This is a genomic window from Dinghuibacter sp., from assembly GCF_035492835.1.
Taxonomy (GTDB): domain Bacteria; phylum Bacteroidota; class Bacteroidia; order Chitinophagales; family Chitinophagaceae; genus Dinghuibacter.
Genome location: NZ_DATJIY010000232.1, coordinates 1 through 12,793 on the forward strand (window position 1 = coordinate 1; position 12,793 = coordinate 12,793).

General features: G+C 58.9%; 11 protein-coding genes. 9 read left to right on the top strand and 2 right to left on the bottom strand.

Annotation, left to right across the window (positions count from 1 at the left end):
- The 3 genes from VL547_RS21370 to VL547_RS21380 form a co-directional block, all read left to right on the top strand.
- Positions 1 to 592: alpha-amylase domain-containing protein (locus tag VL547_RS21370; RefSeq protein ID WP_325581801.1), on the top strand; the 592-nt coding region annotated here is incomplete at its 5' end.
- A 33-nt stretch (positions 593 to 625) separates the two neighbouring features.
- The gene (locus tag VL547_RS21375; protein WP_325581803.1) at positions 626 to 1,951 is read left to right on the top strand and encodes an NAD(P)/FAD-dependent oxidoreductase; all 1,326 of its coding nucleotides are present in this window, start codon (positions 626 to 628) and stop codon (positions 1,949 to 1,951) included.
- Positions 1,952 to 1,955: 4 nt separating this feature from the next.
- Positions 1,956 to 2,945: a cation diffusion facilitator family transporter gene (locus VL547_RS21380; RefSeq protein WP_325581805.1), complete on the top strand. Its 990-nt coding sequence runs from the start codon at positions 1,956 to 1,958 to the stop codon at positions 2,943 to 2,945.
- Positions 2,946 to 2,976: 31 nt separating this feature from the next.
- Here the strand turns inward: VL547_RS21380 and VL547_RS21385 are convergent, their stop codons facing one another.
- A complete protein-coding gene (locus VL547_RS21385) occupies positions 2,977 to 4,230 on the bottom strand; it encodes a hypothetical protein (RefSeq protein ID WP_325581807.1) in 1,254 nt (417 codons plus the stop codon).
- A gap of 285 nt (positions 4,231 to 4,515) precedes the next feature.
- Between VL547_RS21385 and VL547_RS21390 the strand changes: the two genes are divergently transcribed.
- Together VL547_RS21390 and VL547_RS21395 are read left to right on the top strand one after the other, a co-directional pair.
- Complete coding sequence (locus VL547_RS21390) at positions 4,516 to 5,997, top strand: gluconokinase (RefSeq protein ID WP_325581809.1); 1,482 nt, start codon at positions 4,516 to 4,518, stop codon at positions 5,995 to 5,997.
- Position 5,998: 1 nt separating this feature from the next.
- Positions 5,999 to 7,018, top strand: coding sequence for a tryptophan 2,3-dioxygenase family protein (locus tag VL547_RS21395; protein WP_325581811.1), 1,020 nt, complete (start codon positions 5,999 to 6,001; stop codon positions 7,016 to 7,018).
- A 121-nt stretch (positions 7,019 to 7,139) separates the two neighbouring features.
- On the opposite strand, the gene VL547_RS21400 is transcribed toward VL547_RS21395, so the two are convergent.
- A complete protein-coding gene (locus VL547_RS21400; protein WP_325581813.1) occupies positions 7,140 to 8,117 on the bottom strand; it encodes a hypothetical protein in 978 nt (325 codons plus the stop codon).
- A 197-nt stretch (positions 8,118 to 8,314) separates the two neighbouring features.
- On the opposite strand from VL547_RS21400, the gene VL547_RS21405 reads away from it, so the two are divergent.
- The 4 genes from VL547_RS21405 to VL547_RS21420 all read left to right on the top strand — a co-directional run bounded on the left by VL547_RS21405 (position 8,315) and on the right by VL547_RS21420 (position 12,504).
- Positions 8,315 to 8,917, top strand: a complete 603-nt coding sequence (locus VL547_RS21405; RefSeq protein ID WP_325581815.1) for a ribonuclease H-like domain-containing protein — start codon at positions 8,315 to 8,317, stop codon at positions 8,915 to 8,917.
- Positions 8,914 to 9,912 carry a DNA polymerase III subunit delta gene (gene holA, locus VL547_RS21410; protein WP_325581817.1) on the top strand — a complete coding sequence of 333 codons (999 nt, stop codon included), beginning with the start codon at positions 8,914 to 8,916 and terminating at the stop codon, positions 9,910 to 9,912. The genes VL547_RS21405 and holA overlap by 4 nt, the downstream gene beginning before the upstream one ends.
- A gap of 68 nt (positions 9,913 to 9,980) precedes the next feature.
- On the top strand, positions 9,981 to 11,369 hold the full coding sequence (glmM, locus tag VL547_RS21415; RefSeq protein ID WP_325581820.1) for a phosphoglucosamine mutase: 1,389 nt from the start codon (positions 9,981 to 9,983) through the stop codon (positions 11,367 to 11,369).
- Positions 11,370 to 11,373: 4 nt separating this feature from the next.
- A complete protein-coding gene (locus tag VL547_RS21420; protein ID WP_325581821.1) occupies positions 11,374 to 12,504 on the top strand; it encodes a cysteine desulfurase family protein in 1,131 nt (376 codons plus the stop codon).
- Positions 12,505 to 12,793: the final 289 nt, after the last annotated feature.

The following is a 12,793-nucleotide window of genomic DNA, read 5'->3' on the forward strand; positions in this document are numbered from 1 at the left end:
CGCGGCCCGGCAAGGTAAGGATTACGATCTAAGCAAGATATTCGAGGGGAGCCTGGTGCAGACCGATCCCTTTATGGCCATCACCCTGGTGGATAACCACGACACCCAACCCCTCCAGTCGCTGGAGTCCCCGGTGGACCAATGGTTCAAACCGCACGCCTATGCGCTCATCCTGCTCCGGGAGCAGGGCATCCCGTGCATCTTCTACCCGGCTTACTACGGCGCCAAATACACCGACAAAGGCGGCGACGGCCAGGACCACGAGGTCACGCTTCCGCCCGTCGACGAGCTCAAGATATTATTGCCTTTGCGGCGGCACAAGGCCTATGGCCTCCAGCGGGACTACCTGGACCATGGCAACACCATCGGTTGGACGCGTGAGGGCGACGACGAGCACCCGGGTTCGGGACTCGCCGTGCTGATGAGCAACGGCACCGAGGGGTTCAAAAAGATGGAAATGGGCCCCAGGCATGCCCGCCGGCGTTTCAAGGACGCCCTGGGCCACCGCCGTGAAGTCATCACTACCGACGAGCACGGCTGGGCGCAGTTCCTGTGCAACGCGGGCTCGGTTTCGGTCTGGGTCCCGGTTTAGTCGTATCTTTGCGGTCGATCAAACGAAGTTACCATGGACGAACCCAAACACCTCGTGATCGTCGGCGGTGGTTTCGCCGGGCTGAAGCTGGCCCGCTCGCTGAACAACCACCCCGCTTATAGGATCACCCTGATCGACCGGCACAACTACCACCAGTTCCAACCCTTGTTTTATCAGGTCGCCACCGCCAGTCTGGAAGCCAGCAGCATTTCTTTTCCGCTCAGAAAGATCTTCCAGAAAAGCAGGAACGTACGCATCCGGATAGCCGAGCTCCTGACGGTGGAACCCGGTGACAATACCATCCAAACGACTTCCGGCCCTATCCGCTACGACTACCTGGTACTGGCGATGGGAGCCGATACCAACTATTTCGGCAACCGTGATATCCAGCAATATGCATTCCCGATGAAGTCCACCGTGGAGGCGATGGCCCTGCGGAACCGGATCGTCGAAAACCTCGAAGCCGCGGCCAGCGCCCCGGACGAAGCCACCCGCCAGCGCCACCTGAACGTGGTCGTGGTGGGCGGCGGACCTACCGGCGTGGAATTGAGCGGCGCGCTGGCCGAAATGAAACGCTTTATCCTGCCCAAGGACTACCCGGAGCTCGACCTGAGCAAGATGCACATCTACCTGGTGGAGAACTCACCCAACGTCCTTAACGCGATGAGCGACGCGGCGCATGAAAAAGCGCGCGCCTATCTGGTGAAAATGGGTGTGGAGGTCACCACCGGGATGGCGGTGAAAGACTACGACGGCAAAAACGCCATCCTCCGGGACGGCACCACCATACCGACCGCCCTGGTCATCTGGGCGGCGGGCGTCCGGGGGAACGTCCCGGCCGGTCTGCCCTCCATCGCGGTCACGCCCCAGAACCGCATCCGGGTCGACGTCAAGGGTCGCATGGTGGACAGCGACAACATCTATGTCCTTGGCGACCTGGCTTACCAGGAGACCGGCCAGTTCCCCAAAGGCATGCCCCAGCTGGCCAACGTCGCCATGGCCCAGGCCAAATTCATGGCGGACAACTTCAAACGGCTCTCACACGGCAAAGCGTTCGAGCCCTTCCATTTCCACTTCCAGGGCTCGATGGCTACCGTCGGCCGGAACAAGGCCGTCGTCGACCTGGAGTCCCCCAGGATCAGCTTCCAGGGCCTCTTTGCCTGGTTCGTCTGGATGTCGGTGCACTTGTTCCTGCTCATGGGTTTTAAAAATCGCCTCCTGGTCTTTGTCAATTGGGGCTATAAGTATATTACCTTTGACAATTCCCTGAGGCTGATCTACACCCGACCGCCCTACCCCATCCAGAACGAGGAGGAAGAAGGCGCCGCCGTACCGGTCGAGGGGGCCATCGCCAAATAAACGTATGCACGAGCATCATTCCGACGATCACGCCCACGACCACGGTCACGCGCACAGCCACGGTCACGACCACGCGCACGGCCACGACCACGGCTTCAGCCTCGGCCACCACCATCATCACGAGGTCGACCTGTCCAAGGTTACGGGCGCCTTTGTCGCGGGGATCGTGCTCAATATTTCCTTCGTGCTCGTGGAAGGCGCGGTGGGCATCTGGAAGCATGCCCTGTCGCTCCAGGCCGACGCCTGGCACAACCTCGGCGACGTCGCCGGCCTGGCCTTGTCGCTGCTCGCGTTTAAGGTGTCGCGCATCAAGTCCAACCAGCACTTCACTTATGGGTACCGCAAGAGCACGATCCTGGCGTCGCTCGCCAACGCGATCCTCCTGCTGATCGCGGTGGGCGTGATCGGCTATGAGGCGGTGGATCGCCTGATGTATCCCAAACCGACGGAGGGCGAGGCGATGGCGTGGGTCGCCGCCGCGGGGATACTCGTCAACGGTTTTACCGCATGGCTTTTTATGAAGGGCAAAGACAAGGAGCTCAACATGAGGGGCGCTTACCTGCACATGGCCTCGGACGCGCTGGTGTCCGTCGGCGTCGTGATAGCCGGTATCGTCATCAGCTTTACCCACTGGTACTGGCTCGACCCGGTGATCAGCCTCGGTATCATGACCATCATCGTCCTGGGCACCTGGAGCCTGATGAGGGACAGCCTTCGTCTGTCATTGGACGGCGTGCCTTCCGGGATCGACCTGGACAAGGTCCGCACCACGGCGCTCCGCATACCCGGCATCAAAGACATCCACCACATCCACATCTGGGCCATGGACACGACCACCAACGCCCTCACCGCCCACCTGGTCGTGGATTCGACGCTGGGCGAACAGGGGCTGGTCAAGGCAAAGAATACGCTGCGGCACGACCTCGGGCACCTTAACATCCAGCACGTGACGCTGGAGACGGAGGCGAAGAATTGCGAGACGGAGGATTGTTAGCGACGCTAGCAGAAGGGGGCAATTGCGCGCCCTAGTGGATCACGCTAAACGGCACCGGTTTCAGCTTCACCTGGCTCCCCTGGAAAAGCAGGTAGTACATTCCGCGCGCCAGGTTAGGCAGCAGGATCGCGGTATTAGCCGACCCCTCGGCCAGCTGGGCCTGCTCGTGGAGGACGACCCGGCCGGCCATGTCCACCACCACCCATTCCCCGGACTGCGCCGTTTGCATCGAGCTCCATACATTCAACGTACTGCCGGTGACCAGGTTCGGCTGGACCAGGACGGTATTGGCGGGGGCGGCTTTGTCGCCCAGGTAGTCGGCTTCGACGACCTGCGAGTAGCTCGACGAACCATCCTTGTTGTCGATGCGCAGCCGGAACCAGGTCCGGCCCACCAGCGTGGTCGGGTACGTGTAGGTGGATGGCTGCTGATGGGCGTCGATGACCGCCAAAGCCATAAAGTCCTTTCCATCCATACTGTACTCCAGGTCGAAATCGGTGACGTCCCTTTCCATACTGGTTACCCAGGTCAGCATACAGGCATTCCCAAGCCCGGTCTGGGCCGAGAAGCTGACCAGCGTAACGGGAAGCACGATGGCGTTGCAGTTGGGTTCGACGGTGGCGCTGCCGGTGCGGTTGTGCGCCGCGCTGGTGTCGATGCCGGGCGCTTCGCACAGAACCAGCTTGCTGGTAGTGCTGATGGTATTGTTGGCGGAGAGTTTTTTCTTGATGGTGAAACCGGCGGTCGTGTTCGACCCGTTCGGGGTGATGGTAAAGTCATTGCCGGGATTGACGAACAAGCTGTCGACGGTAATGTTCGATCCGCCGCCCATACAGACGGTGCCATTGGAGTTGATCAGGTAGTTGCCGTTCACGGTCATCTGCCCGTTGTTGACGACCGGGCCGTTGCCCGTCATATCGCCCGCCACTTTGACGACGGAGGTCGTGTAGGCGTTGTACACGGCGCCGTTGCTATTGATGGTAAGGTCTGAATTTACGTTCAGGGTGCCATAGTTCCAGATGGGCTGGTTGTCCTGCACGTTGGCGTAGGTGGATCCCCCGGAGATCGTCAGCGTCCCGTAGTTCACGATGGGCACGTTGATACTGGCGCCGCCGGTGTTGTTGATGGTCAGCGAGGCGCCGGGCTCCACCACGATCACCGAGCCGTTCATTGTATATTTATTGACCGTGAGCGTACCGCACAGCAGGAAGACGACCGAGCCATTCTGGGTGATGTTTGAAAATGTCACCGGACCACCGGAATAGTAATAAGTGCCACTGTTCATCGTGGTCAGGTTGGTCAGTTTGGTTTGACCCGTGCCCCCGCAAGCGGGTGTTGAAGGGGGTGTCGGTACGGAGCATTGCGCACCGACTCGGAGGGAGAACGACATGGCTAGACACGACAGCAGTAAAATTAGCCTGGGGCCTGGTTTCATGGGTAAGATTGTTGGTGCAGAAGTAAGCGCCACAAATATACGCTGTATCAATACACATAGATTAAAAATCAATATGATTTTGCCAATTGTTAACATGCCTTCAAATGCCTACTTTGCAACCACTTAATGTCTCGGATGGACTATTGCGCAGGCTTGGATATCGGCACTTCTTCCGTCAAGGCCCTGGCTCTGGGCACAGGGGGCGAGCTCCTGGGCGTCCGCCAGCAGGCCTATCCTTCCCAAACCGACGCCTCGGGCCGTCATGAGCAAGATCCCGAGCTTATCTCCGGCGCGACTTTGACGGTCCTTCGGGCGCTCCTGGACGGTTTACCGGAGCATCGACCGGTCGCTGTGACCTTTAGCGCCGCCATGCATGGGTTAATAGCGGTCGATCGCGACCACCGTCCGCTCACACCCCACATCACCTGGGCCGATACCCGCGCCGCGGCCGAGGCTTCGGCCTTCAAAGCCACACCTGAGGCGCGCAGGTTATACCAGATAACGGGCACGCCTATCCACCCGATGTCGCCCTTTTGCAAGCTTTTGTGGCTGCAAAAGACTGAACCGGCGCTGTTCGACCGGGCATCCCAGTTCGTTTCGATCAAGGAGTACGTCTGGTTCAAGCTTTTCGGGCGGTATGAAGTCGACTATTCGATCGCCTCCGCCACAGGGCTCTTCGACACCCAAAACCGCCGCTGGTCCGCCGACGCGGGTTACGCCGCCGGCATCAACGAATACCAGCTGTCGGCGCCGGTACCGGTCACGCATAGCCGCAAGGGCGCGGCGGGGTTCCCGCCGGATCTCCCGTTTGTCATCGGCGCGGGCGATGGCTGTCTGGCCAACCTGGGCTCGGGCGTCGTATCCCCCGGCGAGGCCGCCGTCACCATCGGCACCAGCGGGGCGGTCCGGGTCGTCACACCCGACTGGCGGCCCGACCCGGAAGAGCGATTGTTCCAATATTACTTGTACGAAGGCGCCTACGTGCGCGGGGGCGCCACCAATAACGGGGGGAATTTGCTCGACTGGTTCATGCAGATCGGGGGCGACGTGCCCTCCGGCACGGCCGCGGCCGGTACCACCGGTGCCGCCGCCAAGCACGCGGCACTCCAGGCGGCGTTTGCCCTACCGGGCAGCGAGGGTTTGCTTTTTCTGCCCTATCTCTATGGCGAACGCGCCCCCATATGGGACGCCGACGCGCGGGGCGCCTTTGTCGGTCTGAGGTCCTACCATGGGAAGCCGCACCTGCTCCGCGCGATCACCGAGGGCATCGGGCTGGCTCTCTACGACAGCTTCCGCATACTCGACACCGAAGCGCCCATCGACACGGTTTACGCCAGCGGCGGCTTTACGCAGAACCCCGAGTGGGTACAACAGCTGGCCGATACCTTTGGTAAAACGGTTCGCCTCACCGATGACGGCGACGCCTCCGCAACCGGGGCGGCGCTGATCGGCTTTCTTACGCAAGGCGCGCTGGGAAACCTTTCCGACGCCCGCCGGTACATACGCGCCGGCGCCACCTTTACACCCCGCCCGGACAAATACGCCGCCTACCAGCGGTCGTACGGGCTATACGCAAAACTATACCCCGCCCTGGGCGAGGTCTTTCACCAGCTATAACATGATGTACTACCACGAATACCTCGAGCTCGACAAAGTCCTGGACGCGCAACACCCGAAGAGCTTTGCGCCCGGCCAGCAACCGGCCCACGACGAAATGTTGTTCATCATCGTCCACCAGGCGTACGAGCTTTGGTTCAAGCAAATCCAGTTCGAGCTGGACTATATACAAGGCATTTTCGGACAGGACCATATCAACGACAACGCCGAGGACCTCAACCTCGTCCGTCACCGCCTCCATCGCATCATTCGAATCCTGGAGCTCCTTAATCAGCAGATCACACTACTGGATACAATGACACCTTTGGACTTCCTGGAGTTCCGGAACCTGCTCACGCCCTCTTCCGGTTTTCAAAGCCTCCAATACCGGCTCGTCGAAGCCCGGCTGGGGCTCCGCATGGAGGAACGCCACCACCGCGAATACTATAAGCGCACCAACGAGGGTGGTTTTACCACGGCGCATTATGACCTGCTCACGCGCGTCGAGGCCGGCGAAAACCTGCTCGACCAGGTGAACCGCTGGCTGGAAAGGATGCCGTTTTTCCGGCGGGAATACTGGGCGTCGTACCCCAGGAACGGCTTCTGGGACGACTACACCGTCCTCTACCGGGAAAGCCTGACCGAACGCGAAGCCGGCAAGATCGACGACTTCCGGTCGTTCTTCTTCCCCGATGGCGCGCCGTCCACGCTGATGTCTCCCGAAGCCCTCCGCTCCGCACTGTTCATCATGCTGTACCGCGACTTCCCGGTCTTCCAGACGTCTTACCAGATCCTCGACGCCCTCATCGAAATCGACCACTGGATGGCCGGCTGGCGCCACAAGCACCTCACCATGGTGCGCCGCATGATCGGCATGCGCGTGGGCACCGGCAACACTTCCGGCGCCGGTTATCTCGAAGGCGCGCTCGCCCGTCACTACATCTACCGCGACCTCGCCGCGCTGTCCACGTTCCTGATCGAGCGCCGAAAGCTCCCCCGCCTGCCGCTCGAGCTCATCCGGCACCTCAGTTTTAATACCTAGCACCCCCGCCGGGCTCCCCAAAAAAAGAGCCCCGGCAAACTCGCCCGGGGCTCCGTACAGGTATTGATGATAGGTTGGCTAGAGACTAACTTGAGTATAGGATATGGAATATCCGGGCCGCCTATCCGAAGATTCCGCCTTTGCGGAGGGATACGTTGCCGGACCCGATCTTAAATCCGTTGTTGTAGATTTCGATCTTATACTGGCCCTTCGTAAACTTGCCGTTCTGCTTCCAGGTCACTTCTACGGGAAGGACCTGACCTTGTACGTAGTCGACCGATTTCTTTACGGTGAAAACCTTGTCACCGGTGTCGCGGGTAGTGAAGGTCCCGGAACCCAGAGCCTGTACCGATACCGGTTGACCGGCGGGGTCGGTGATGCAGATATAGAGGTCCTTGGAGCCAGTTTCGGCGATCCGGTTTTCATCCAGCTGGAAGGAAACCTTCAGGGCGTTGGCACGCTTGGCGGACGTCGTTTCCTTTTCCTTGCCGTTGGATTTCTCGTCTACGGCCATGATCGCGATGTTGCTGGCGTGGAGCGTCGAACCTACGTCTTTCAGGTTGTTCGAGACCACATTTACGGAGTCATAGCTGTGCTGCACCTGGTCGCGCTGGGCGGTGACGGTGGCCTTGTCCTGGGTCAGCTGGAGGTTTTCACCCTTCAGCTTTTCGATCTCGGCGATGTACCCGTCGATCTGGCCATTCAATTTGGCGATCAGGTTGTGGGCTTCCGCGAGCTCGGCCGCGGTGGCGTGTTGTTTGGACAGGATAGACTTGACGCGGTTCTTCATGGACGCGATGTCGGCGTCGTCGCGTTTGAGGAGGCTATCCAGCTTTGCGTTCTTACCGGTCATTTCGTCCAAACGGGCGTTGGCCTCGTTGAACTGTTCCTGTAGGGCGCTCTTGGAAGAATCGGCCTGTACGAGCTGTGCATTGGTAGACGCGATCTGCTCGCCGGTCTTGGATTTATCATAGATGATGTATCCCCAGGTTCCCAGCAGGGCGATGATCAGGGCGCCATAGATGATAGCGCGGTTGTCCTTCCTATTTTTAGGCGACTGGGGCGTAGGAGAGGCAGAGGGGGCATTTGAATACGTCATAACCGAAGTTTTTAATTAAACAAAAGTTGCTTTAAAGTATTTATTATTGGAAAAGAATTACAACAGAATTTACCCACAAGAAGTGAATAATGAACGACGCCTTTTTCATTGACATTGAGACGGTTCCAGCACAACCAGGGTTCGAGCTCCTTCCCCCGGAATGGCAATCGCTCTGGAATGCCAAACTTTCCAAAACCATGCCAGAAAATTTCGACCCGGCTGAAAGCTACCAGGAACGGGCCGGGATCATGGCGGAGTTTGGCAGGATCGTGTGTATCTCCAGCGGCTATTTTTCGGAGGACAAAACGACGCGCCGGACCCTCTTCCGGGTCAGGTCCATTGCGGGTTTTGACGAAAAGGCGCTGCTCGCGGAGTGGCTCCTGCTGACGGATAAGTTCTACGCCGCTTTTCCTGCCTTCCGTTTTGTCGGGCACAACATAAAAGAATTCGATATACCCTATCTTTGCCGCCGCCTGATGGCCCTGGGGTTACCCCTGCCAAAATACCTCCAGATCAGCGGTATGAAGCCGTGGGAGACCAACCTGGTCGACACAATGCACCAATGGCGCTTCGGGGATACCCGGCACTACGTATCACTGAACCTGCTGGCGCACGTGCTGGGCATACCGACGCCAAAGGACGACATGGATGGAAGTCAAGTCCAGCGCGTGTTCTACGAGGACGGCGACCTGGAGCGGATCAAGACCTACTGCGCCAAAGACGTGGTGACGACGGCCCGGATCATGCAACGCTTCCGGGGACAGGAACCCATCAGGGACGAAGACATTGTGATCGTATGAGTACATCGAAGATCATAGGCGACTGGCAAAAGAAACTCTTCAAACCGGTGTACTGGCTGGAAGGGGAAGAGGACTATTTTATCGACGAGGTCGTATCCTACGCGGAAAACCACATCCTGTCAGAAGCCGAAGCGGGCTTCAACCTGACGGTCTTTTATGGCAAAGACGCGGACTGGACGGCGGTCATCAACGCCTGCCGGCGCTATCCCATGTTCGCGGAGCGCCAGGTGGTGCTGCTCAAGGAGGCCCAGCAGATGCGCGACATCGACAAGCTGGAGGGCTATATCGAGCACCCGCAGCCTTCCACCGTATTCGTGGTTTCGTACAAGGAAAAAAAGGTGGATGGGCGCAGCCGCCTGGCCAAGGTCCTCAAGGAAAAAGGGGAGCTGCTGACCACCAAAAAACTCTACGACAACCAGCTCCCGGAATGGGCGATGGAGGTGATCCGGCGGAAGGGTTTTACGATAACGCCAAAGGGGCTCAACCTCCTGGTCGAGCACATCGGGAACGACCTCTCCCGGATCGCCAGCGAGATCGACAAGCTTTCGGTCAACATCGGGAAGGGCAAGGAAATCACCGAAGAGGACATAGAGAACTACGTCGGGATTTCCAAGGAGTACAACGTCTTCGAGCTGCAGAATGCCCTCGCCCGGAAAGACCTGGCGGGCTGTATCCGGATCATCCAGTACTTTGACGCCAATCCCAAGGCGGGCCCCATCCAGATGGTGCTCCCGGCGCTGTATAACTTCTTTAGCAAGGTCTACCAGATGTTCGGGCTCTCCGGGGCCGCGGACAAGGAAGTCGCCGCCGCGCTGGGGGTAAACCCCTTCTTCCTCAAGGATTACCGGGGCGCCGCCCGGGCCTACGGGTACGAGGGGGTGGAGCGGGTGCTGTTGCTGCTGCACCAGTATAACCTGAAGAGTCTGGGGGTGGGCGCCGTGGGCGTGTCGGATGGGTCGCTGATGAAGGAGATGGTCTTTAGGATGATCGCGTAGCGCCCGCGCGCCGCGAGGAACTTCACCCGGAAAGCGCTATATTTGCCCTCCCAAAACAATAGTATTGCATGGCGTTGATCAAATCGATCTCTGGAATCAGGGGCACTATTGGAGGAAAACCTGGAGAAACACTTTCCCCGCTGGACGTGGTCAAGTTTACCGCGGCATTCGGTACCTGGCTCATAGAGCAATACCCTGCAAATAAGAAGGTGGTCATCGGACGCGACGGGCGCATCAGCGGTGAGCTGGTCCGCTCGCTGGTCGTTTCCACCCTGAACGCGCTCGGGCTCGACGTGGTCGACCTGGGGCTGAGCACGACGCCCACCGTGGAGCTGGCGGTGGTCTGGGAAAAAGCGGCCGGGGGCATCATCCTAACGGCCAGCCATAACCCCAAGGACTGGAACGCCCTGAAACTCCTCAACCACGAAGGCGAGTTCATCAGCGCCGCCGCCGGGGCGCACATCCTGGAGCTCGCAGACAGGGAGGCGTTCACTTTTGTGGGCGTCGACAAGCTGGGTAGCTACCGTAAAGACGACTCCTACCTGCAAAAGCACGTGGACGCGGTGGTCAACTACGCCCTGGTCGATGCCAAGGCGATCGCCAAACGGAAATTCAAGGTCGTCGTGGACGCGGTGAACAGCACCGGCGCGGTGTTCGTACCGGCCCTGCTGAAGGCGCTGGGGGTAGAGGAAGTGATCGTGTTGAACGGAGAGGTCAACGGCCGTTTCGCGCACAACCCCGAACCCCTGCCCGAGAATCTTTCCGAGCTTTCCCGGGAAGTCAACAAGCACCAGGCGGACCTCGGCATCGCCGTCGACCCGGACGTGGACCGGCTTTGTTTCGTGTCCGAAGACGGGAGCATGTTTGGGGAGGAATATACGCTCGTGGCCGTAGCGGACTACATCTTGAGCAAGCGGCCCGGCAATACGGTTTCCAATATGTCCTCGACCAAGGCCCTGAAGGAAATCACCCAAAAACACGGCGGCCAGTACTTCCCCAGCGCCGTGGGCGAAGTAAACGTGGTCAAAAAGATGAAAGACGTGAACGCCGTGATCGGGGGCGAAGGTAACGGGGGCATCATCGTACCCGACCTTCACTATGGTCGTGACGCGCTGATCGGCATCGGGCTTTTCCTAAGCCACCTGGCCCACCATAAAAAAAGCATCAAGAACCTGCGTTCGCAATATCCCGACTACTTTATCTCCAAGAACAAGATCGAGCTGGAACCCAACGTCGATACCAACGCCCTGTTCTCCAAGATCGGGAACAAGTACAAGAACAACCCGGTGAATACCGAGGACGGGCTGAAGATCGAATTTGAAAACGACTGGGTCCATCTCCGTCCCTCCAACACCGAACCCATCATCCGTATATACGCCGAAAGCGACTTCGAGACAAAGGCCAACAACATCGCGCAGCGCCTGATGCAGGACATACGGGAAGTCATGAACGAATAATACCATGCAGCAGAGAATCTATTTCGACAACGCAGCTACCACCCCTCTGGACCAGGAAGTACTTGACGCCATGATGCCGTACCTCACCGAGAAGTTCGGCAACCCTTCCTCGATCTACTCCTACGGCCGGGAATCCCGGCTGGCCATCGAAAACGCCCGCAAATCGGTCGCCAGGATCCTCAACGCGCACCCCGCCGAAATCTTCTTTACCAGCGGCGGCACGGAAGCCAGCAATACGGCGATCACCGCCAGCGTCCGCGACCTCGGATGCACCCACATCATCAGCTCCCCGATCGAGCACCACGCCACCCTCCATACCATCGAGTACCTCCACCATAATGGGGAGGCCGCGCTCAGCTATGTAGAGCTCCTGCCCAACGGCCACGTCGACCTGGACCACCTCGAGCAGCTGCTCTCCGGCACCGAAGGCAAAAGCCTGGTGACGCTGATGCACGCCAACAACGAGATCGGCAACCTGCTGGACATCCACGCCGTCGGCAACCTCTGCAAGATGTACGGCGCGATCTTCCATTCCGACACCGTGCAGACCGTCGGCCACTACCCCTTCGACCTGCGGAACACGCCCGTCCACTTCATCAGCGCCGCGGCCCACAAATTCCACGGCCCCAAAGGGGTGGGAATGCTCTATATCAACGAGAACGTCAAGATCAAACCCTTTATCAACGGGGGTTCCCAGGAGCGCAACATGCGCGCGGGGACGGAGAACCTGTATGGGATCGTCGGTTTTGCGCGCGCCCTCGAGCTGGCGACGGCGGGTTTCGAGGCCGACAGCGCCGCCATAAAGGGCGTCAAGCTGTATATGATGGAGCAGCTCAAAAAACACGTCCGTGGCGTATCCTTCAACGGTGATCCCGTCGGCAACAGCCTTTACACCGTGCTTTCCGTTTCCTTCCCCAAGACCGAGAAGTCCGAGATGATCCTGTTCAACCTCGACATCGCCGGCGTCTGCGTCTCCGGCGGGAGCGCCTGTACGTCCGGGGCGGACCAGGGGTCGCACGTGATCCGGGCGATCAACAACAACCCAAACCAGGTTACCGTACGGTTTTCGTTTGCCAAGTCGAATACCCGCGAGGAGGTCGATACGGTTGTGGCGAAGCTGAAGGAAATGATCTAATCCCCTGTCGTAAACGTCAACGGATACACCTTTGCCGGGAAGCCTCCCGGGTCCGAGCGGAAAAGCCTTCCACCCGCATACATCACATATTTCGTGTGCGGCACGATAGGGAGTGCTATTTTGTTACATTTATTTAAACCCCCAAACTGTCAACAAAAGTTCTGATAAACTGAATCTCCGCTGGATTCTTCTGAATAATTGTGTCGGCTTCCCCTAAAAGCCGCTAGTTCGTAATTGGAGTTTTCAATTGATTTTTATGGGTCAATTCAAGTTCAAAATATTCGGCCGG

Coding starts and splice junctions, on each gene's coding strand:
- VL547_RS21375 (WP_325581803.1), top strand. CDS start 626: ATGGACGAACCCAAACACCTCGTGATCGTCGGCGGTGGTTTCGCCGGG.
- VL547_RS21380 (WP_325581805.1), top strand. CDS start 1,956: ATGCACGAGCATCATTCCGACGATCACGCCCACGACCACGGTCACGCG.
- VL547_RS21385 (WP_325581807.1), bottom strand. CDS start 4,230: ATGAACAGTGGCACTTATTACTATTCCGGTGGTCCGGTGACATTTTCA.
- VL547_RS21390 (WP_325581809.1), top strand. CDS start 4,516: ATGGACTATTGCGCAGGCTTGGATATCGGCACTTCTTCCGTCAAGGCC.
- VL547_RS21395 (WP_325581811.1), top strand. CDS start 5,999: ATGATGTACTACCACGAATACCTCGAGCTCGACAAAGTCCTGGACGCG.
- VL547_RS21400 (WP_325581813.1), bottom strand. CDS start 8,117: ATGACGTATTCAAATGCCCCCTCTGCCTCTCCTACGCCCCAGTCGCCT.
- VL547_RS21405 (WP_325581815.1), top strand. CDS start 8,315: ATGCCAGAAAATTTCGACCCGGCTGAAAGCTACCAGGAACGGGCCGGG.
- holA (WP_325581817.1), top strand. CDS start 8,914: ATGAGTACATCGAAGATCATAGGCGACTGGCAAAAGAAACTCTTCAAA.
- glmM (WP_325581820.1), top strand. CDS start 9,981: ATGGCGTTGATCAAATCGATCTCTGGAATCAGGGGCACTATTGGAGGA.
- VL547_RS21420 (WP_325581821.1), top strand. CDS start 11,374: ATGCAGCAGAGAATCTATTTCGACAACGCAGCTACCACCCCTCTGGAC.